Source organism: Stenotrophomonas sp. K-6 (genome assembly GCF_056861555.1).
The window spans coordinates 851,734-871,350 of the sequence record NZ_JBSPUC010000001.1; the positions used below are offsets into that span (position 1 = coordinate 851,734).

A 19,617-nucleotide genomic window follows, 5' to 3' on the forward strand; every position below is an offset into this window, starting at 1 on the left:
GCGGAGCGGGTAGCGTATCTATGTGTCTGTTTTGCCGGCACTAGTCATGAGCTTCCCAAGCTACTGACGAGGGTTCGATTCCCTTCACCCGCTCCAACTGCCGCGCCTTTCTGCTGAATCCCCTTTTTTTCGATCTTCTCCGCCCGCTGTCGGCACGGTTGTCGTGCTGAAACATCGCGGGAAGATCGTCATCGCACCATCCCGGGCGCACGCTATGCTTCGCGCTTTCCCGCCCCTCCTGCGCCGCGATGAAACTCGCCATCCTGTCCCGCAACAGCAAGCTGTACTCCACGCGTCGCCTGGTGGAGGCCGCGCGTACACGGGGCCATACCGTGCGCATCCTCGACCCGCTGCGCTGCTACATGCGGATCGCGGCGGATGGCTTCACCATGCATTACAAAGGGCGGCCGATCACTGGGGTGGACGCGGTCATCCCGCGCATTGGTGCCTCGGTCACCCGCTACGGAACGGCCGTGCTGCGCCAGTTCGAGATGATGGGCGCCCGCACGCCCAACCCCTCCGATGCGATCCTGCGCGCGCGCGACAAGCTGCGGGCGCACCAGATCCTGGCCTCCAAGGGCATCGACATGCCGGTCACGGTGTTCGGTGACAACCCGGACGACACCGTCGATCTGCTCTCGATGCTCGGCCCGCCGCCCCATGTGGTGAAGCTCAACGAGGGCACCCAAGGCCGCGGCGTGATCCTCACCGAGAAGGCCAGCGCCTCACGCGGCATCGTGGAGGCCCTGCGGGGGCTGTATGCCAATTTCCTGATGCAGGAGTTCATCGGTGAGGCACAAGGCGCGGACCTGCGCTGCCTGGTGGTGGGCGATCAGGTGGTCGGCGCGATGCAGCGCCAGGCGCCGGAGGGCGACTTCCGCTCGAACCTGCATGCCGGGGGCAGTGCCCGCGCGGCCAAGGCCAGCCGGGCGGAGCAGCAGGTGGCCGTGCGTTCGGCCAAGGCACTGGGCCTTGGCGTGGCGGGGGTCGATCTGATCCGCTCCAGCCGTGGCCCGCTGGTGCTGGAGGTGAACTCCACGCCCGGGCTGGAGGGCATCGAGGCGATCTGCCAAGCCGATCTTGCCGGGCGCATCATCGACCACGTGGTTTCTCTTAAAAAACCTTCTGTTACAAAGGGTTAAGAGGAATCTTCAAGGCCGCGCGTGGTCTTAACATCGGTTTAATCGACCCCGGCGTACGCTCTGTCGAACCGCAGCTCTGCCCTCCTCAGCAGGATCGGTAATCGGGAAACACCTTCAGGCCCAGGCGGAAACGCCTGGGCCTTTTTCTCCCCGACCCCCAGCACTTGCTGCCAATGGCAACCGCGGCATACATTCGGCGTTCACTTCAAGCAAGGATCCGCTGCACATGAAGCGTTTGACGATGGTCATGGTGGTCGCAGCATTGGCACTGGCAATGGGAAGCGCAGTGGCGGCTCCAAAAAATACGGAGATTTTTGAGCCGGGCAAGCCCTTGGCTGAACAGATCACGCGAATCGAGCTGGAGTTGAACGACGGCGAGACCTACTCGGAAATCACCGCGGAGCAGCGTAGCCGGGTCCGTGAAGCCTTGGGGCGCATGCGCGGCATCATCGAGCGCAGCGGTGGGCCGGCGGCCTTGTCCGACGCTAACCGCACCGATTTGTTCAACGACCAGCAGGTGGTGAACACCGTTTTGACACAGGCGCGCGAAGATAGCCGTCTAATATGCAAGCGTGAGCGCGTGGTGGGCTCCAACATGCCGCAGACGCAGTGCATGACGGTTGCCCAGCGGGAACGTGTCAAGAATGCGTCCCGGAGCAGCATGGACCAAGCGCAGCGCGTCGGTCGTTTTTCCAACTAGAGGTCACAGTGCGAATCCTTGTAATCGAAGACAACAGCGACATTGCCGCCAACCTGGGCGATTACCTCGAAGACCGCGGCCACACCGTGGACTTCGCCGCCGACGGCGTGACCGGCCTGCATCTGGCGGTCGTCCACGAGTTTGACGCGATCGTGCTGGACCTCAACCTGCCGGGCATGGACGGGATCGAGGTCTGCCGCAAGCTGCGCAACGAAGCACGCAAGCAGACCCCGGTGCTGATGCTGACCGCCCGTGATTCGCTGGACAACAAGCTGGCCGGCTTCGATTCCGGTGCCGATGACTACCTGATCAAGCCGTTCGCGCTGCAGGAAGTGGAAGTGCGCTTGAACGCTCTGTCGCGTCGCGGCAAGGGTGTGCAGACGCGCGTGCTGGAAACCGGCGATCTGGAATACAACCTGGACACGCTGGAAGTGCGCCGCCAGGGCAAGCTGCTGCAACTGAACCCGACCGCATTGAAAATCCTGCAGGCGCTGATGGAAGCCTCGCCGGCCGTCGTTACCCGCCAGGAACTGGAAACCCGCGTCTGGGGCGAAGAGCTGCCGGACTCGGATTCCCTGCGCGTGCATATCCACGGTCTGCGCGCCGTGGTCGACAAGCCTTTCGAGGTCCCGATGATCCAGACCCGCCATGGCATCGGATACCGCATCGCCGCGCCGGAAGCCTGATCCGGTGACGGGGAAGGGGGAGCGCCGCCGCGCGCCATACCGGCGCCGGCTGCGCAGCCGCATCATCGTCTCGTTCGTGCTGTTGGGTTTCTGCCTGACCACGTTGTTTGCGTTCGCCACCAACTGGACCCGCGCCCGCGTGGAAAACCAGCTGGTCGAAGATGTGATGAATCGCAACATCGACGAGTACGCCAAGCGCTTCGCGGCGGACCCCTCGCGAAGCCCCGACCTGCCCGTGCAGCAGATGTACGCCCGGTTGGTCAGGCCGGACAAGTTTGAAGCCCTGCGCCAGGAACAGCCGGACTGGTACAAGCTGAACGACGGCATCCACGGCGTGAGTGGTGTGGATGAGGGCGGCAAGCCGTTTTCCTACAAGCTCGCGGTGCGCAAAACGCCAGACGTGTGGTTCTTCCTCGCCTACGACATGACCGAGAGCATCCGCGGCGAGAGCCAGCTCAACCGCGCGCTGTTCTTCTCGGTGCTGGTGTTCAGCGTGTTGTCGCTGGTGCTGGGCTGGTGGTCGGCCTCCAAGGTCATGAAGCCGGTGTCCGATCTGGCCGCGCGCCTGCGCGCCTACCGCGGGGGCACCAGTGAGCCGGAGCCGCTGGCGCCGCGCTTCCCGGACGATGAGGTGGGCCAGCTGGCCCAGGCGCTGGATGACTATTCGGCGCGGCTCACCGAAGTAGTGCAGCGCGACCGCGAGTTCAACGCGGATGTCAGCCACGAGCTGCGCACGCCGCTGGCGGTGATCCGCGGCGCCACCGAACTGCTGCTGACCCGCCCGGATCTCGATCCCAAGGTGCTGCAGCGCCTGCAGCGCATCCAGCGGGCCGAGCAGCAATGCACCGATCTGATCGGCGCGCTGCTGCTGCTCTCGCGCAACGAGCGCGGGCAGGGCAGCAGCAATGTCGCCCGGGTCTCGGAGCAGCTGCTGGACTCGCATCGCGCCCAGCTGGGCGGCAAGCCGCTGGAGCTGATCCTGGAAGGCAATCACGACCTGGTGATCGATGCGCCGGAATCGGCGCTGTCGGTCGCGTTGGGCAACCTGATCGGCAACGCGGTGAAATACTCCAAGGAAGGTGCGGTTCGCGTGCGAGTGGGCAACAACGCGGTCGAGGTGATCGACAGTGGCCCCGGCCTGAGCGAGGAAGATGCGGCCAAGCTGTTCCAGCGGGGTTACCGCGGCACGCATGCCGGCCACTCGCAGGGCGGCGGCATCGGCCTGTCCATCGTCAGCCGCCTGTGCGACCTCTACGGCTGGCAGGTCAACGTGCGCCCCGGCGCAGAGCGCGGCGTCATCGCCACGCTGACCTTCTCCCCAGCGTAAGCCGGTAGCGCCGACCGTTGGTCGGCGCCTCCAGATCTACCGCGCCGCCAAATCCCGATACGCCCGATCCAGCCGCTCCACATGCGCCTGCAGATGATCCGGGTGCCCATCATTGACCACCACGTCGTCGGCCAGTGCCAAGCGCGCCTCGCGGCTGGCCTGGGCAGCGATCATGCGATCGGCCAAGGCGGTATCGATGCCATCGCGCTGCATCAGCCGCGCGTGCTGCACGGGCACCGGCACGTCCACCACCAGGATCCGGTCCAGCCACGGGTACTGCTGGCGGCCACCGGCTTCGGTGAGCAGGGGGATCGCGGCGATCGCATACGGCCCGTCGGCCTGTTCGCAGGTCTGGCGCAGCCGCTGGCGGATCGCCGGATGGGTGATCGCCTCCAGCGCGTGGCGATCCTGCACCGAATCGAAGATGCGCGCGCGCAGCGCGGCACGGTCGAGCTGGCCGTCAGCCATCAGGACGTCATGCCCGAAATGCGCGGCAATCCGCGCCAGCCCTTCGCTGCCCGGTGCGACCACCGTGCGGGCAGCCAGATCGGCGTCGGCCACGGTGATGCCCAGCGCTTCGAAGCGACGGCTGACCTCGCTCTTGCCGGCGGCAATGCCGCCGGTCAGCCCGATGACGAAGCGACTCATCGCATCGGCCTCAACGCAGGCCGGCGTAGCTCAGGTAGCCGTTGATCAACGGCTCGCCCCACATGAACACGATCCAGCCGGCGATGGCCAGGTAGGGACCGAACGGGATCGGCGTGGCCCGGTCGCGGCCGCGCGAGTACAGCCAGATCGAGCCGACGATGGCGCCTACGATGGACGACAGCAGGATGATCGGCAGGATGCCCTTGAGCCCGCACCAGGCACCCAGCGCGGCCAGCAGCTTGAAATCGCCGTGGCCCATGCCTTCCTTGCCGGTGAGCTGCTTGAACAGCCACCACACCGACCACAGGGACAGATAACCCGCCAGCGCACCCAGCAAGGCCGGTTTGGCGGGCATGTACAGGTTGTCGCTGGCCGCGATCAGGCCGAGCCACATCAAGGGCAGGGTCAATTGATCCGGTAACAGCTGGGTACGCAGGTCGATCCCGGACAGCGCCACCAGGAAACAGCTCAGCACGATCGCGCCGAAACCCTGCCAGCCGAACCCGAACTGCCACACGCTGGCGAGCACCAGCACGGCGGTCAGCAGCTCCACCAGCGGGTATTGGATCGAGATCGGGGCGTGGCAATGGCGACACTTGCCGCGCAGCGCCAGCCAGCTGAACAGCGGGATGTTCTCGAACCAGGACAGCTTGTGCTTGCAGTGCGGACAGTGCGAGGGCTCCACCACGATCCCGGGCGGTGGCGGCTCGTAGATGTCCGGCTCTTCCAGCACCTCGCGCGCATCGCGCTTCCACTCCCACTCCAGCCGCTTGGGCAGGCGCAGGATGACGACGTTGAGGAAGCTGCCAAGGAGCAGCCCCAGTCCGGCCGCGGCGGGGTAGCCGAGGATGGGGTGCTGGTCGAGAAATGCCATTGATTAGTTATCCAACTACCGCGCCGAGTTTGAAGATGGGCAGGTACATGCCGATCACCATGCCGCCGACGATGGTACCAATGAACACCATGATCATCGGTTCCAGCAGGCTGCTCAGGGCGTCCACGGCATTGTTGACCTCCTGCTCATAGTACTCGGCCACCTTGAACAGCATGGTATCCAGCGCGCCGGCTTCTTCGCCGATGGCGGTCATCTGGACGACCATGTGCGGGAAGATGTTGACCTGCTTCATGGCCATGTTGACCGGGTAGCCGACCGACACGTCGTCGCGCATGCGCAGCACCGCTTCCTCGTAGACCTTGTTACCGGTGGCCCCCGCGACGATACCCAGGGCTTCCACCAGCGGCACGCCGGCCTTGAAGGTCACGGCCGTGGTACGCGCGAAGCGGGCGATGGAGCTGTTGTGCATGATCTGGCCAATCACCGGCACCTTCAGGATCAGCCGATCCATGGTGTGCTGCATCTTCGGGGATCGCTTGTAGGCGTACAGAAAGGCGACAATCGAGCCGAGCACGATCGCGCCCATCAGCCACCAGTACGACAGCATAAACCTAGATGCTGCGACGATGATCTGAGTGAACGCGGGAAGCTCGGCACCAAATCCGTTGAAGACCTCTTCGAATTGAGGAACAACGAACATCAGGAGGATGGCGCTAACAATAATGGCAACAGCAACAACCATTGCTGGATAAAAGAGGGCCTTCTTGATCTTCCCCTTCAGTGCTTCAATGTTCTCCTTATAGGTGGCCACCGTGTCCAGCACCGTTTCCAGCACGCCGGCGCCTTCGCCAGCTCTTACAAGGTTGCGGTAAAGCTCGTCGAATTGAACGGGGTGCCGGCTGATCGCTTCATGAAGCGAAGAGCCCCCCTCAATGTCGGTGCGGACGGTATCGACCAGCTTCTTCATCCGCGGATTCTTGTGCCCGCTGCCGATGATTTCCAGAGCGCTAACGATGGGGACGCCAGACTTCATCATCGTCGCCATCTGGCGACTGAAGAAGGAGATGTCCTTGGCGCCAACGGCCTTGCCGGCAGCCCCAAAAAGCGGCTTCGGCTTCGGCTTTACCACACTGGGCATGATGCCCTGACGCCGCAGCTCAGCACGCAGCAGGTTGGCATTCTTGGCGGGTTGCTCACCCTTCATCTTTACGCCCCGCTTGTCGGTCCCCTCCCAGACAAACGGCTTCATTTCCATGGTGCTACGCGCCACGGGCTCTTTCTTGATCGAACTACGGCTGACAGACATACAGGGCTCCCCAGCCACACCATCCCCAGGCGGGCTATCTCGCCGCATGGTAGCCGGTTCCGGAGTGCGTTGGCAGTCCTGTTGGACGTCCTGCTGAGACACCCTTCCCGGACGAGGCAGGGCAAAAGGTGACGCAGCAGGTCACATTGCAGGATGCGTCGCAAATTGTTGTGAGGGGGGTTCCAATCCTGAAGATTGGTGCCATCATTGCGCCGGGGAATGCTGGGGAGCATTGCTGGCACTGTTGGCACGCAACCTGCTTCGATCCACCCGCACGGGGCGCCCGCCTCGCTCACCCGGTTCGCCGGTCAGGCAATGGCCCAGTGCCCTTTCTATATTTCTACCTCTAGGGGATGTACTCATGAAGAAGCAGCAGGGCTTTACCCTGATCGAATTGATGATTGTTGTGGCGATCATCGCCATCCTGGCTGCCATCGCGCTGCCGGCATATCAGGACTACACCGTTCGCGCTCGGGTGTCTGAGGCCTCGGTCATTGCAGCTGGGGCGAAGGTCACGGTTGCTGAGAACATCGCTAACAATGGTGGGACCGTGCCGGATGATGCCTGCGTTGGAGTTGACACGGCCATTCCTGCCAACAATCCGAACGTGGAATCGATGACCTGCACCGCCGCCACTGGCGCGATCGCTGTGACCATGACCACGGACAAGGGCAAGGGTACCGTTCTGACCTATACGCCCACCGCTCAGTCCGGTGCCGTCGGTACCACTTGGAAGTGTGTCGGTAGCGCCAGTGAGCAGAAGTATTACCCGGCGGAATGCCGTAGCTAATCAGTCCTCATAGGGGACTAAGGTATCTGCCGACGTGAGTTGACAGGTGCTGGAATATCAAAGGGTCCTGCTTTGCAGGGCCCTTTTTCCATGGAGGGACGTATATGTGGATGGGATGGCGGCAGTTTTTAGTTGCTTTTTTCGTCGGAGTTGCAGTTTTCTGTTTCCAGTTGTCAGAGATGTTGCATGCTTTCGGCCAGGGGGGGGCGAATGCCAAGGCAGATGTAATGCAGCAACAGTTGGCTCAAGAACTACTATCCGGTCGCGGCGCGTTACCGGCGGTTCTTGGGTATCTAGCGCTGGGAGTTGTAACGCATCTGGTGCTGACGGTCGGTGCCGTTTTCATCTTTCGGCAATCGGCGTACGTTCTTTGGCCCAAATACAAGGAATCCCTTTGGGGCTGCCTGTGCTTTGTATTTGGCGTGGTTCTCCTGGCTTTCTTTGCAAACCAATACTTTTTCCCTTTATCTAATGCATTTCGTGAATCAGAAGTGTTGATGGTGCAATCGCTATCGCCAGTACTTATCTTTGCGCTACTGGGTTGCGTGCTTGTGGCGACAGTGTGTGCCCTGTATACCATTATCAGGCGATTTCGTAAGATTGCGGGATTCGCGGCTATTTCGGCGCTTCTCATGTTTGCTGTGTGGGGTTCTTTCGACCTCTTTGCTGGAAATGATGCGTCTTTCACTGAAGGGCAGGCGCCAAACGTAATAATTATTGGGGTTGACTCACTGCGGCCGGATTTCCTTCCGGCGTATGGGGTGAGGGTTCAGGGTGTTACGACAAATTTAGATCGGATGATGAGCGATTTCGTAATCGTCTCCGATGCCAAGACTCCCTTGGCAAGGACTTTTGTTTCTTACATGAGTCTTTTTAGTGGAAAGAACCCGATAAAGCATGGCGCAAGATTCAACTTGTACCCACGTGCCGTTTTTGATCGCACGGATACGTTGGCCTGGACGCTTAAGGGGAGTGGATACAGCACAATGCTGGCAATGGACGAATCACGTTTCGCGAATTTTGATTCGTCCTTCGGTTTTGATGAAGTGGTGACGCCGACACCGGGTGCACTGGACTTTGTCGTCGGTGGGACTTTGGACACAGTAGGCACGAATCTGCTAACTTTGGTAATGCCGTCTACCGAGTGGCTGAGCCCAATACAGGGTAACCGCGCTGCTTATCGAAGCTATAGGGCTGCTGATCACACGCAACGTTTGGTTCGATCCATTCGAAATGCGCCGACAGACAAGCCTCTTTTCCTGGTAAGTCACTTCTGCCTCCCGCATTGGCCTTACATGCCTTCTGGGCTCTTCGAGAAGAGCGATTTCTCTGCCATAAAGACTGTTCCTGGCTATGAAGATGCGCCTTCTCAATACCTGCGCGCGCTGCAACATGTAGATCGTCAGGTTGGATCTTTGATTGATGAGCTAAGGAGCCAGGGGCGTCTTCAAAATGCAATCGTCCTGATTATGTCGGATCATGGTGAGGATTTCGCTATGCGGCGTGATGCTGTTGTTTATCGCGATGGGTCGGGGCGCAGTAGTTTGCTTGGTTTTCATGGGCATGGGAGCTTTGCACTCTCTAGTGCGCAAAACAGCATTGTAATGGCCATTCAGCGCTATCGAAACGGTGAGCCTGATTTCCTTCCGAGGACGATGCTTGGCGCCGCATCCATTATTGATGTCGCTCCCACTATCAGTGAGGAGCTTGGGCTTCCTGTTGGTGGCTATGAAGGTATTTCATGGTCGCCGGCTTTGGGTAGTGGCTTAGACATCTCTTCGCAAAGAGTAAGATTCTTTGAGAATGGACTTCGTTCTGCGGGAGTCGAAAGGGCGGATATTGATGAAAGGGCAGTCGCAATGGAGATGTCCTATCTTTATGGCGTTACTTCTGATCTTAGGTTCGAGGTCAAGCCCGAGCTGCTTCCGCTGAAAATCTCGCAGAAGCAGCGCGGGGCTTCCGTTGGTCGCCTAGGCGTCATGACCGACCCTGTCCTAGAAGGAGGCTCAGGTGGCACGGGCTGCTGGAAGGTGATCGACTACGAGTCCAAGGTCTTGAGCTGCACTGAGTACCCGTCAAGTGCTCCAGGGATCGCCGTTCTGCAAGAGGCTGTCTGCGAATACTACGGCGCGGATGGTACATTTAGCCAGCATTGGTGTCGGAGGCAGGAAGCAGGCCGATCAGTAGCCCCGGAAACCCATCAGGTACGACAATGAATACCCAGGTTTTGAATTTAGTCGGCATTACCGGCATCGCTAGGCGCCTGGTACAGGATGGCGCGATTGAAGAGGGGGCAGCGCGCGAGGCAATGATGCAAGCAACAGCAGCGCGGCTGCCGTTGCCGCAGTGGTTTGCGCAGAAAAAACTGGTTACCAGTGCTCAGCTAGCTGCCGCTAATGCACTGGAGTTCGGTATGCCGCTACTGGACGTGTCTGTCTTCGATAACAATCAGAATGCAATGGGTCTCGTCAGCGAAGAACTGCTGCGCAAGCACCACTTGCTGCCGCTCTTCAAGCGTGGCGGCAGACTGTTCGTAGGTACAAGCGACCCTACTCATTCACTGGACGAGATCAAATTCCACACAAATTTGGTAGTGGAGCCCATCTTGGTCGACGAGGACCAGATCCGCCGCACGCTGGAGCAGTGGCAGTCCAAGCAGGACACCTTGGGGTCGGCGCTCGGTGGCGAAGATGACGACATGGGTGACCTCGATGTTTCGGCAGCTGATGAAGAAGGCGGAGTCAGCGATTCCGGCGTCGACGCCAAAGGCGACGACACTCCCGTCGTAAAGTTCGTCAACAAAGTCCTCGTAGACGCCATCCGCAAAGGCGCCTCCGACATCCACTTCGAACCCTACGAAGACGACTATCGTGTGCGCCTGCGCATCGATGGTCTGCTCAAGAACGTGGCCAAAGCCCCGGTCAAGCTCAATCAGCGCATCGCCGCGCGCCTGAAGGTGATGGCGCAACTGGACATCGCCGAGAAGCGCGTGCCGCAGGATGGGCGCATCAAGCTCAACCTCTCCAAGACCAAGCAGATCGATTTCCGCGTCAGCACCCTGCCCACGCTGTTCGGCGAAAAAGTCGTGCTGCGTATCCTGGATGGCAGCGCGGCCAAGCTGGGTATCGACAAGCTCGGTTACGAGCCGGCCCAGCAGAAGCTGTTCCTGGATGCGATCCACAAGCCCTACGGCATGGTGCTGGTCACCGGCCCGACCGGCTCGGGTAAGACGGTTTCGCTGTATACCGCGCTGGGCATCCTCAATGATGAGACGCGCAACATCTCCACCGCCGAAGACCCGGTGGAAATCCGCCTGCCCGGCGTCAACCAGGTACAGCAGAACGTCAAGCGCGGCATGACCTTTGCCGCGGCGCTGCGCTCGTTCCTGCGTCAGGATCCGGACATCATCATGGTCGGCGAAATCCGCGACCTGGAAACGGCCGAGATCGCGATCAAGGCGGCGCAGACCGGTCACATGGTGCTGTCCACGCTGCATACCAACGATGCGCCGCAGACCATCGCACGCCTGATGAACATGGGCATCGCGCCGTACAACATCACCAGCTCGGTGACGTTGGTGATCGCCCAGCGCCTGGCGCGTCGGCTGTGCAACAACTGCAAGCGCCCGGTTGAGCTGCCGGCCAATGCGCTGCTGGCCGAGGGGTTTACCCAAGCCCAGCTGGATGCCGGCATCAAGCTGTTCGAGCCGGTCGGCTGCGATGAGTGCACCGAGGGCTACAAGGGCCGTACCGGCCTGTACCAGGTGATGCCGATGACCGATGAGATTTCAACCATCGTGCTGGCTGGGGGCAATGCGCTGCAGATTGCCGAGGCTGCGCAGCAGGCGGGCGTCAACGACCTGCGCCAGTCGGCGCTGATCAAGGCGGCGGCGGGTGTGACCGGACTTGCCGAGATCAACCGTGTGACCAAGGATTGATCGGCGTCGTATGAGCTTGCGAAAAGGCCCGCGGATGCGGGCCTTTTCATTGCTGGGACGGTGATCCCGGGCAGCCACCCATGGGGTGGCGCTACTCCATGCCCAGCTTTTTCAGCTTGTAGCGCAACGCGCGGAAGGTAATGCCCAGCTGCGCGGCGGTGCGGGTCTTGTTCCAGCGGTTTTCTTCCAGTGCCTTCTGGATCGCGGTGCGCTCCATCTGTTCGATGTAGGAGGGCAGGGCGCCGCTGCCGGTGGGCAGGTCGATCACAGCCTCCTGCTGCGTGGTGGCCGCAGTGCTGGCACCGAAGCGCGGCGCGAGCTGCGGCAGACGCAGGTCGCTGGCACCGATACGGTCTTCCTCGGCCAAGGCCAACGCGCGCTCCAGGATGTTCTCCAGTTCGCGCACGTTGCCGGGGAAGTGGTACTGGGCCAGGGCGTCCAGCGCCGAGGGCGCCAGCAGCGGGGTCGGGCGGCCGTGGGTGCGGGCCAGCCGGGCCAGGATCGAGGCGGCCAGCGCGGGCAGGTCGCTGCGGCGCTCGCGCAGCGGCGGCACGCGCAGTTCGATCACGTTGATGCGGTAGTACAGGTCGTGGCGGAAGCGGCCATCTTCGACCAGCTCGCCCAGGTCCTTGTGGGTGGCCGAAAGGATGCGCACGTCCACCGGTACCTCGGTGGCAGCGCCAACCGGGCGGATGGATTTTTCCTGGATCGCGCGCAGCAGCTTGACCTGCATCTGCAGGGGCAGCTCGGCCACTTCATCCAGGAACAGGGTGCCGCCATGCGCCGCCTGGAACAGGCCGGGCTTGTCGGCGTGGGCACCACTGAAGCTGCCCTTCTTGTGGCCGAAGAACTCGCTCTCCATCAACTCCGACGGGATCGCGCCGCAGTTGACCGGCACGAAGGCGCCGGGCGCGCGGGCGCTCTGGGCGTGGATGGTGCGCGCGACCAGCTCCTTGCCGACGCCGGATTCGCCCAGGATGTAGACCGGGGCCTGGCTGCGCGCGACCTTGGCAATGGTGGCGCGCAGCACGTCCATCGAGGGCGAATCGCCCAGCAGGCGCGCGGCCTGCTCCGGGGCCAGCGGCGCCGGGGCGGCACGCTCGCTGTTGTTGAGTTCCAGCGCGTGTTTGACCAGGCCGCGCAGCACCGAGATGTCGACCGGCTTGCTGACGAAATCGAACGCGCCGGCCTTCAGGGCTTCCACCGCCAGGTCCATGCTGCCGAACGCAGTGATCATCGCCACCGGGGTGCGCGGGTAGTGCTGCGCGATCTCGGTGACCAGTTCGATGCCGTTGCCGTCGGGCAACCGCATGTCGGTGATGCACAGGTCGTAGGGGTTGCTGGCGAGCAGCTCACGGGCTTCGGCGAGATTGGCCGCGGTGCTGATGCGCAGGCCCATCCGGCCCAGGGTCAGTACCAGCAGTTCGCGGATGTCGCGTTCGTCGTCGACGACGAGGGCGCTGCGGGTGTCATTCATAAGGAAGGAAGATAGCCGAGGGCGGTCGTTGGCGACAAATGTTTGACGGTGGCAGGCGGGTGTGTGCGTGGCTCATCCGGACATCATCGTGTGCGGGCCGGCCAGGATCAGCCGGAAGCAGGCGCCGCCGGCCGGCACGGAGACGTACTCCAGCCGGGCCTGGTTGGCGCGGCACAGCTCACGGGCGATATACAGCCCCAGCCCGGTCCCGTGCTCGGAGGTGGTGAAGAAGGGGCGGAACAACTGGCTGGCCACGGTCTCGGGAATGCCCGGGCCACGGTCCATCACATCGATGATGGCGATGCGGTCCTGGCGCGACACGCGCAGCCGCACGCGCGCGGGCTCTTCGGCCACGCGGCCGTACTTGAGCGCGTTGTGGACCAGCACGGTCAGGATCTGGTGCAGGTGGCGCGGGTCCACCAGCGCATGCACGGAGGTCTCGCTGATGATCGGCTCCACGCTGTCGGTTTCCAGCGACAGGCCCTGCTTGTACTCCAGCACGAAGCGGCGCACGAAGGCGGCCAGGTCCACGTTCTCCGGGTTGGCGCGCTCGCGCCGCGCCAGGCCGAGCACGCTTTCCACGATGCCATTGGTGCGCTGGCACTGCTGGCCGATGATCTGCAGCAGGCGGCGGTCGGTGTCGCCGATGTCGGCCGATTCTTCCAGCAGCTGGGCCGCGTAGTTGATCGCCGCCAGCGGGTTGCGGATCTCATGGGCAAGGCTGGCCGAGAAGCGGCCCATCGCCGAGAGGGTGAGCGATTCGGCGCGGCGCGAGACCACCGTGGAATCATCCAGGAACACCAGGGTCAGGTCGCTGCCGGCCAGCAGGCGGGCAAAGCGCGGCTGCACCTCGGGCTGGTCCGGCGAGAGCTGCAGGGGCAGTTCTTCGTTGGTCCAGCCGTTGCGCCAGCGTTGCAGGCGGCGGCTGAGCTCCGGTGAGGCGCTGCCCAGCTCCAGGCGGCCGCTGCCACTGTTGCCGTCGGCATCGCCGAGCAGGGTGGAGGCCGCTTCGTTGGCCAGCGTGATGCGGTTGGCGCCATCGACCACGATCACCCCGGTGCGCATGCGCCGGATGATCAGTTCGTTGATCTGGAAGAGGTTGGCCACTTCATCGCCGCGCTGGTTGGCCAACTGCTGGTTCATGCGGGCGCGGTTGCCGACCTGGTAACTGATGAAGGCGATGGCCAGGTAGCTGGTGACGAACATCGCCAGCTCGGCCAGGGTGCGGGTGGGATCACCGCCTTCGACCAGCTTCCACAGGTATTCGCCGGCCGTGGCGAGGCTGGCCGCGACCGCCAGGCCCAGCCCCATGCTCAGCGGCAGCAGGGTCGCGGCGGCGGCGATGTTGAACAGCAGCGACATCGAGATGCCCGCGCTGGCACCGGGCAGGGCATGCGCCAGCAGGGTCGCGGCGATGATGTCGGCGGCCACGCTCCACACCACGATGGTGCGCAGCCAACGCTCGTTGCGGCCGAACAGCAGCACCAGCAGGGCGACGACCAGGTAGGCAATGACCACGATGGTGGCCAGGCGCGGATGCTCGGCCGAGCCCACCAGGCTGCTGAGCGGGCTGAACAGCAAGGCGGCGATGACCGAGGCCATCAGCAGGCGATACAGCGCGAAGAAATACAGCTCGCGCCGCGGAATCGATTCGATGCGGTCGATCAATGAAGCACTGGGTGACACGCCGGAACTCCCCTTCTGGCACGCGGGCAGTGTAGGGCGTCCGGCCCGCTTTGGGGGCGCAGGCCCGCCGTGGTGGTGTGAAGGCCGGGCCGTGCGCCGGGGCGGGAAGGCTGCGCGGCCCCGCCATGGGCGGCCGGGGGAGTGGTTTGCGGCACCGCCCGCAACTGCCTGAAATTGCGCCGGAAACGGCCCCGGGCGGGTGTCTTGGGACTGACTTCTTTGCGCGCGCGCGCCGGGTCGTCCACAATAGTGGGCCCGCCGCGGTCCTTACCGGCGCCCCCGTGAGGGAGCCTTGGAGATGCGTGCGGTCGTTCCTATTCCCACGGTGACGCATGAATTTCCACGAATACCAGTCAAAACAGCTGCTTGCCGAGTACGGCATTCCCGTTCCGGCCGGCAAGGTCGCGGCGACCCCGGACGAAGCAGTTGACGCTGCCAACGCTCTGGGCCAGGGCCCCTGGATGGTCAAGGCGCAGATCCACGCTGGCGGCCGCGGCAAGGCTGGCGGCGTCAAGTTCTGCAAGACCACCGACGACGTGAAGGCCGCTGCGGCCAAGATGCTCGGCACCAAGATGGCCACCTACCAGACCGCTGGCGTTGAACTGCCGGTCAACCTGGTGCTGGTGACCACCGCCGGTGAGATCGTCAAGGAACTGTACCTGTCGGTGCTGGTTGACCGTGGCACCAAGACCATCACCTACATCGCCTCTTCGGAAGGCGGCGTGGAGATCGAGCAGGTCGCCGCTGAAACCCCGGAGCTGATCCACTCGCTCAACGTTGATTTCGTTGAAGGCGTGCAGGGTTACCACGGCCGTGATTTCGGCTTCAAGCTGGGCCTGACCGCCAAGCAGGCCGGCCAGTTCGCCAGCATCATGGTGAACCTGTACCGCCTGTTCAACGAAAAGGACCTGGCCCTGGTTGAAATCAACCCGCTGGCCATCCTGGACGACGGCAACCTGTACGCGCTGGACGGCAAGTTCGACAGCGACGACAACGCCGCGTTCCGTCAGAAGGCGCTGGTTGCCATGCGCGACAAGACCCAGGAAGACGAAACCGAAGTGACCGCTTCGGAGCTGGACATCAACTACGTCACCATGGACGGCAACATCGGCTGCATGGTCAACGGCGCCGGTCTGGCCATGGCCACCATGGACGTCATCAAGCTCAACGGCGGCGAGCCGGCGAACTTCCTGGACGTGGGCGGCGGTGCGAACAAGCAGCGCGTCATCGAAGCGTTCAAGCTGATCCTGTCCTCGGACAAGGTCGAAGGCATCTTCGTCAACATTTTCGGCGGCATCGTCCGCTGCGACATGATTGCCGAAGGCATCATCGCCGCGGTCAAGGAAGTGGGCGTCAAGGTTCCGGTCGTGGTGCGCCTGGAAGGCACCAACGTGGAAGAAGGCAAGCAGCTGCTGCGTGACAGCGGCATGGCCATCATCCCGGCCGACAACATCAACGACGGTGCCAAGAAGGTCGTCGAAGCTGTCAAGAACGCTGCCTGATCCGACACCGAAGGAAATCCAATGTCCGTTTTGATTAACAAGAACACCAAGGTGATCGTGCAGGGCTTCACCGGCCAGCAGGGCACCTTCCACGCCACTCAGATGATCGAGTACGGCACCCAGGTTGTTGGCGGCGTGACCCCCGGCAAGGGCGGCACCACCCACATCGATCTGCCGGTCTTCAACACCGTTGCCGACGCCGTGCAGAGCACCGGCGCCAACGCGTCGGTCATCTACGTGCCGCCGCCGTACGCGGCTGATGCGATCCTGGAAGCGGCTGCGGCCGGCATCCAGGTCATCGTGTGCATCACCGAAGGCATTCCGGTGCTGGACATGCTGCGCGTCAAGAACGTGCTGACCCGCTCGCATCCGGACACCGTGCTGATCGGGCCGAACTGCCCCGGCGTGATCACCCCGGGCGAGTGCAAGATCGGCATCATGCCCGGCCACATCCACAAGCCGGGCAAGATCGGCATCGTGTCGCGCTCGGGCACCCTGACCTATGAAGCGGTCAAGCAGACCACGGAAGTCGGCCTGGGCCAGTCCACCTGCATCGGCATCGGTGGTGACCCGATCAACGGCCTGAACTTCGTCGACTGCCTGAAGCTGTTCAACGAAGATCCGCAGACCGAAGGCATCATCATGGTCGGCGAAATCGGCGGCGACGCTGAAGAAGCCGGCGCTGAGTACATCAAGAACCACGTGAAGAAGCCGGTCGTCGGCTTCATCGCGGGCGCCTCGGCTCCGGCCGGCAAGCGCATGGGCCACGCCGGTGCGATCGCATCGGGCGGCAAGGGCACCGCCGAAGGCAAGTTCGCCGCCATGGAAGCTGCCGGTGTTGTCACCGTCCGCTCGCCGGGCGACCTGGGCGCTGCCATCGCCAAGCTGGTCAAGTAATCGACCTGCTCGCGTGATGTAAAGAAGGCCGCCTCCGGGCGGCCTTCTGCTTTTCAGGCACTACAATGAGCGTATTGCAACCACAGGCTGGACCCCCATGACGTCGCTCCGCATTGCCCTGGCGCAGTTTGATTTTCCGGTTGGCGCGGTGGCGCAGAACACCGACAACATCATCGCGATGATCGCCGAGGCGCGCGATGAATACGGTGCCGAGCTGGTGGTGTTTCCGGAGCTGGCGATCAGCGGCTATCCGCCGGAGGATCTGCTGCTGCGCCCGGGCTTCCTGTACGACTGCCAGCAGGCGCTGGAGCGCATCGCAGCGGCCACCACCGGCATCGCCGCCGTGGTCGGTTGGCCACAGGCCGCCGGTGCGGTGGTCTACAACGCGGCCAGCGTGCTGCGCGATGGCAAGGTCGAACACACCTACCGCAAGCGCGAGCTGCCCAATTACGCGGTGTTCGATGAGCGCCGTTACTTCGATGTCGATCCGGACGGTGGCAGCTGCGTGTTCGAGATGAAGGGCGTGCCGGTCGGCGTGCTGGTCTGCGAGGACCTGTGGTTCGCCGAGCCGCTGGCCGATACCGTGCGTGCCGGCGCGCAGCTGGTGATCGTGCCCAATGCCTCCCCGTACGAGCGTGGCAAGCATGCCCAGCGCGATGCGCTGTTGGCCGAGCGTACCCGTGAGAGCGGGGCGGCGATCGCCTACCTCAATGTGGTGGGCGGCCAGGACGCATTGGTGTTCGATGGCGCCTCGGTCGTCGCTGACGGCGACGGTACGGTGCATCCGGCCGCGGCGGCCTTCACCGACCAGTGGCTGGTGGTGGATTACGACGCCGATGCGCGCCGCTTCCTGCCGCGCGAGTGGATGGACGACGGCGATGAGAGCATGGATGCGCTGGCCTGGCGCGCGGTGACCCGCGGGATTCAGGATTACTGCCGCAAGAACGGTTTCAAGAAGGTCTGGCTCGGCCTGTCCGGCGGCATCGATTCGGCCCTGGTGCTGGCGATGGCGGTGGATGCGCTGGGCGCAGCCAACGTCACCGCGGTACGGCTGCCGTCGCGCTACACGGCGGACATGTCCAACGATCTGGCGGCCGAGCAGTGCCGCGCGCTGGGCGTGAAGCTGGAGGCGGTCTCGATCGAGCCGGTGTTCGAGGGCCTGATGGCCGCGCTGGGCCCGATGTTCGAGGGGCAGGCGGCCGATGTGACCGAAGAGAACCTGCAGTCGCGCAGCCGGGGCGTGATCCTGATGGCGCTGTCCAACAAGTTCGGCGGGCTGCTGCTGACCACCGGCAACAAGAGCGAGTACGCGGTGGGCTACGCCACCATCTACGGCGACATGTGCGGCGGCTACGCCCCGCTCAAGGACCTGTACAAGACGGAGGTGTTCGGCCTTTCCAAGTGGCGCAATACCGTGGGCGGCGCCCCGGTGATCCCGCCAGCGGTGATTTCCCGCCCGCCCTCGGCCGAACTGCGCGCCAACCAGACCGACCAGGACTCGCTGCCGGCCTACGACGTGCTGGACGGCATCCTGTACCGCTATGTGGACCAGGAGCAGTCGCGCGAGGAGATCGTGGCCGCCGGGTACGCCCCCGAGGTGGTGGACCGTGTGCTGCGCCTGGTGCGCACCAGCGAGTGGAAGCGCCATCAGGCTGCCCCGGGCCCGAAGGTCTCGCGCCGGGCGTTCGGGCGGGAGCGGCGGTACCCGATCAGCAATGGGTACAAGGGGTAGGCGTCGGGCGCTACCGTAATAAAAAAGGCCCCTTTCGGGGCCTTTTTTATTACTTGCGGTTCATCGTGGCGTTGCGTTCACCGGTACTGGCGGACTTCTCGCCGGCAAACGGGTTCAGCTTGCGCACCATCCACGGGTACTTCGGCCACTTGCCCTGCAGCCACGGGTGGTCGGGCTGGTTCAGCTCGAGCACGCGGCGGGCATCGTCGGCCAGGGTCTTGTTGCCCAGGTGGGTGTAGGCCTCGCCCAGGGCGGCCACGGCGTCGTACTGGAACGCGCTCTGCGGGTAGTTCTCCAGCAGGAAGTTGGCGCGGCCAGCGGCCGAGACGTACGCCTCGCGGCGCAGGTAGTACAGGGCGTTGTCCAGCTCGTACTGGGCGAACACGTCGCGCAGGGCGATCATCCGCTGGCGCGCATCGGCGGCGTAGCGGCTGTTGGGGTAGCGCTCGGTGACGATGGTGAAGTCGGCATAGGCCTGGCGCGGGCTGGACAGGTCACGGCGGCTCGGGTCCAGCGACCAGACGCGGCGCAGGAAGACCGTGTCGCGATTGCCATTGGCCAGGCCGCGCAGGTAGTACATGTAGGCGATGTTGCGGTGGGTCGGGTAGGTACGGATGAAGCGGTCCACGCTGGACACCGCGTCATCGTGCTTGCCGGCCTTGTACTGGGCGTAGGCGCTCTCGATCATCGCCTGTTCGGTGTACGGGCCATACGGGTATTGGGCCACCAGACGGCGGAAGCTGGCTTCGGCACCGCTCCAGTTCCCCCCTTCCATGAGCTTGTGGCTCTTCTCATAGAGGCTTTCGACCGGCAGACCTTCATCCGGATTCTTGCCCTTGGTACCGCGGTGGCAACCGGTGGCAACGAAGAGCAGCACCAGCATCAGGGCGGCGAGGCGGACGGGCGCGGACAGCATAACGGAGCGTCGGATCATGGGGTCAGGGCGGGACGC

16 protein-coding genes and 1 tRNA gene are annotated in these 19,617 nt (G+C 63.4%); 11 read left to right on the plus strand and 6 right to left on the minus strand.

Features of this window, described 5'->3' with window-relative positions:
- Positions 1-5: 5 nt before the first annotated feature.
- The 5 genes from AC13F7_RS03825 (at position 6) to AC13F7_RS03845 (ending at position 3,855) form a co-directional block, all read left to right on the plus strand.
- Positions 6-96: transfer RNA gene (locus tag AC13F7_RS03825), tRNA-OTHER, on the plus strand.
- 152 nt (positions 97-248) lie between these two features.
- On the plus strand, positions 249-1,142 hold the full coding sequence (gene rimK / locus AC13F7_RS03830) for a 30S ribosomal protein S6--L-glutamate ligase (RefSeq protein ID WP_481469895.1): 894 nt from the start codon (positions 249-251) through the stop codon (positions 1,140-1,142).
- A gap of 226 nt (positions 1,143-1,368) precedes the next feature.
- Positions 1,369-1,842 (plus strand): hypothetical protein, encoded by a 474-nt coding sequence (locus AC13F7_RS03835; RefSeq protein WP_482999302.1) that lies wholly within the window; start codon positions 1,369-1,371, stop codon positions 1,840-1,842.
- Between the two features lie 8 nt (positions 1,843-1,850).
- The gene (locus tag AC13F7_RS03840) at positions 1,851-2,528 is read left to right on the plus strand and encodes a response regulator transcription factor (RefSeq protein ID WP_019183933.1); all 678 of its coding nucleotides are present in this window, start codon (positions 1,851-1,853) and stop codon (positions 2,526-2,528) included.
- Entirely contained in the window at positions 2,491-3,855 is a 1,365-nt protein-coding gene (locus AC13F7_RS03845) for a sensor histidine kinase (protein ID WP_482999303.1), read from the plus strand. The genes AC13F7_RS03840 and AC13F7_RS03845 overlap by 38 nt, the downstream gene beginning before the upstream one ends.
- A 36-nt stretch (positions 3,856-3,891) precedes the next feature.
- Here the strand turns inward: AC13F7_RS03845 and coaE are convergent, their stop codons facing one another.
- From coaE to AC13F7_RS03860, 3 genes are read right to left on the minus strand one after another with little or no spacing between them, the layout of a single operon-like run.
- Complete coding sequence (gene coaE, locus AC13F7_RS03850; RefSeq protein WP_482999304.1) at positions 3,892-4,503, minus strand: dephospho-CoA kinase; 612 nt, start codon at positions 4,501-4,503, stop codon at positions 3,892-3,894.
- A 10-nt stretch (positions 4,504-4,513) separates the two neighbouring features.
- A complete protein-coding gene (locus AC13F7_RS03855; RefSeq protein ID WP_482999305.1) occupies positions 4,514-5,377 on the minus strand; it encodes a prepilin peptidase in 864 nt (287 codons plus the stop codon).
- Between the two features lie 7 nt (positions 5,378-5,384).
- Positions 5,385-6,644, minus strand: coding sequence for a type II secretion system F family protein (locus AC13F7_RS03860; RefSeq protein ID WP_482999306.1), 1,260 nt, complete (start codon positions 6,642-6,644; stop codon positions 5,385-5,387).
- Positions 6,645-7,005: 361 nt separating this feature from the next.
- Here AC13F7_RS03860 and AC13F7_RS03865 point away from each other — a divergent pair, with 361 nt between their 5' ends.
- From AC13F7_RS03865 to pilB, 3 genes are all read left to right on the plus strand, one after another.
- Positions 7,006-7,434, plus strand: a complete 429-nt coding sequence (locus tag AC13F7_RS03865; RefSeq protein ID WP_346472524.1) for a pilin — start codon at positions 7,006-7,008, stop codon at positions 7,432-7,434.
- Between the two features lie 104 nt (positions 7,435-7,538).
- Positions 7,539-9,650 carry a sulfatase-like hydrolase/transferase gene (locus AC13F7_RS03870; protein WP_482999307.1) on the plus strand — a complete coding sequence of 704 codons (2,112 nt, stop codon included), beginning with the start codon at positions 7,539-7,541 and terminating at the stop codon, positions 9,648-9,650.
- The gene (pilB, locus tag AC13F7_RS03875) at positions 9,647-11,371 is read left to right on the plus strand and encodes a type IV-A pilus assembly ATPase PilB (protein WP_482999491.1); all 1,725 of its coding nucleotides are present in this window, start codon (positions 9,647-9,649) and stop codon (positions 11,369-11,371) included. Before AC13F7_RS03870 ends, pilB begins: the two co-directional genes overlap by 4 nt.
- 91 nt (positions 11,372-11,462) lie before the next feature.
- On the opposite strand, the gene AC13F7_RS03880 is transcribed toward pilB, so the two are convergent.
- Together AC13F7_RS03880 and AC13F7_RS03885 are read right to left on the minus strand one after the other, a co-directional pair.
- Positions 11,463-12,848 (minus strand): sigma-54-dependent transcriptional regulator, encoded by a 1,386-nt coding sequence (locus tag AC13F7_RS03880; RefSeq protein WP_482999308.1) that lies wholly within the window; start codon positions 12,846-12,848, stop codon positions 11,463-11,465.
- A gap of 72 nt (positions 12,849-12,920) precedes the next feature.
- Positions 12,921-14,534 carry a sensor histidine kinase gene (locus AC13F7_RS03885; protein ID WP_482999309.1) on the minus strand — a complete coding sequence of 538 codons (1,614 nt, stop codon included), beginning with the start codon at positions 14,532-14,534 and terminating at the stop codon, positions 12,921-12,923.
- A 332-nt stretch (positions 14,535-14,866) separates the two neighbouring features.
- On the opposite strand from AC13F7_RS03885, the gene sucC reads away from it, so the two are divergent.
- The 3 genes from sucC to AC13F7_RS03900 all read left to right on the plus strand — a co-directional run bounded on the left by sucC (position 14,867) and on the right by AC13F7_RS03900 (position 18,665).
- Positions 14,867-16,036 carry an ADP-forming succinate--CoA ligase subunit beta gene (gene sucC, locus AC13F7_RS03890; RefSeq protein WP_166923844.1) on the plus strand — a complete coding sequence of 390 codons (1,170 nt, stop codon included), beginning with the start codon at positions 14,867-14,869 and terminating at the stop codon, positions 16,034-16,036.
- 21 nt (positions 16,037-16,057) lie between these two features.
- On the plus strand, positions 16,058-16,933 hold the full coding sequence (gene sucD, locus AC13F7_RS03895; RefSeq protein ID WP_176988385.1) for a succinate--CoA ligase subunit alpha: 876 nt from the start codon (positions 16,058-16,060) through the stop codon (positions 16,931-16,933).
- Between the two features lie 97 nt (positions 16,934-17,030).
- Positions 17,031-18,665, plus strand: a complete 1,635-nt coding sequence (locus tag AC13F7_RS03900; RefSeq protein ID WP_482999310.1) for an NAD+ synthase — start codon at positions 17,031-17,033, stop codon at positions 18,663-18,665.
- 49 nt (positions 18,666-18,714) lie between these two features.
- Here AC13F7_RS03900 and AC13F7_RS03905 read toward each other — a convergent pair whose 3' ends face one another.
- Positions 18,715-19,599 (minus strand): outer membrane protein assembly factor BamD, encoded by an 885-nt coding sequence (locus AC13F7_RS03905; RefSeq protein WP_259259374.1) that lies wholly within the window; start codon positions 19,597-19,599, stop codon positions 18,715-18,717.
- Positions 19,600-19,617 lie beyond the last annotated feature (18 nt).

Bases quoted from the DNA above. Each gene is read 5' to 3' on its own strand.
- AC13F7_RS03900 (WP_482999310.1), top strand. From the start codon at position 17,031: ATGACGTCGCTCCGCATTGCCCTGGCGCAGTTTGATTTTCCGGTTGGC.
- coaE (WP_482999304.1), bottom strand. From the start codon at position 4,503: ATGAGTCGCTTCGTCATCGGGCTGACCGGCGGCATTGCCGCCGGCAAG.
- sucC (WP_166923844.1), top strand. From the start codon at position 14,867: ATGAATTTCCACGAATACCAGTCAAAACAGCTGCTTGCCGAGTACGGC.
- AC13F7_RS03845 (WP_482999303.1), top strand. From the start codon at position 2,491: ATGGCATCGGATACCGCATCGCCGCGCCGGAAGCCTGATCCGGTGACG.
- pilB (WP_482999491.1), top strand. From the start codon at position 9,647: ATGAATACCCAGGTTTTGAATTTAGTCGGCATTACCGGCATCGCTAGG.
- AC13F7_RS03865 (WP_346472524.1), top strand. From the start codon at position 7,006: ATGAAGAAGCAGCAGGGCTTTACCCTGATCGAATTGATGATTGTTGTG.
- AC13F7_RS03905 (WP_259259374.1), bottom strand. From the start codon at position 19,599: ATGATCCGACGCTCCGTTATGCTGTCCGCGCCCGTCCGCCTCGCCGCC.
- AC13F7_RS03855 (WP_482999305.1), bottom strand. From the start codon at position 5,377: ATGGCATTTCTCGACCAGCACCCCATCCTCGGCTACCCCGCCGCGGCC.
- AC13F7_RS03880 (WP_482999308.1), bottom strand. From the start codon at position 12,848: ATGAATGACACCCGCAGCGCCCTCGTCGTCGACGACGAACGCGACATC.
- AC13F7_RS03860 (WP_482999306.1), bottom strand. From the start codon at position 6,644: ATGTCTGTCAGCCGTAGTTCGATCAAGAAAGAGCCCGTGGCGCGTAGC.
- AC13F7_RS03835 (WP_482999302.1), top strand. From the start codon at position 1,369: ATGAAGCGTTTGACGATGGTCATGGTGGTCGCAGCATTGGCACTGGCA.
- AC13F7_RS03870 (WP_482999307.1), top strand. From the start codon at position 7,539: ATGTGGATGGGATGGCGGCAGTTTTTAGTTGCTTTTTTCGTCGGAGTT.
- rimK (WP_481469895.1), top strand. From the start codon at position 249: ATGAAACTCGCCATCCTGTCCCGCAACAGCAAGCTGTACTCCACGCGT.
- sucD (WP_176988385.1), top strand. From the start codon at position 16,058: ATGTCCGTTTTGATTAACAAGAACACCAAGGTGATCGTGCAGGGCTTC.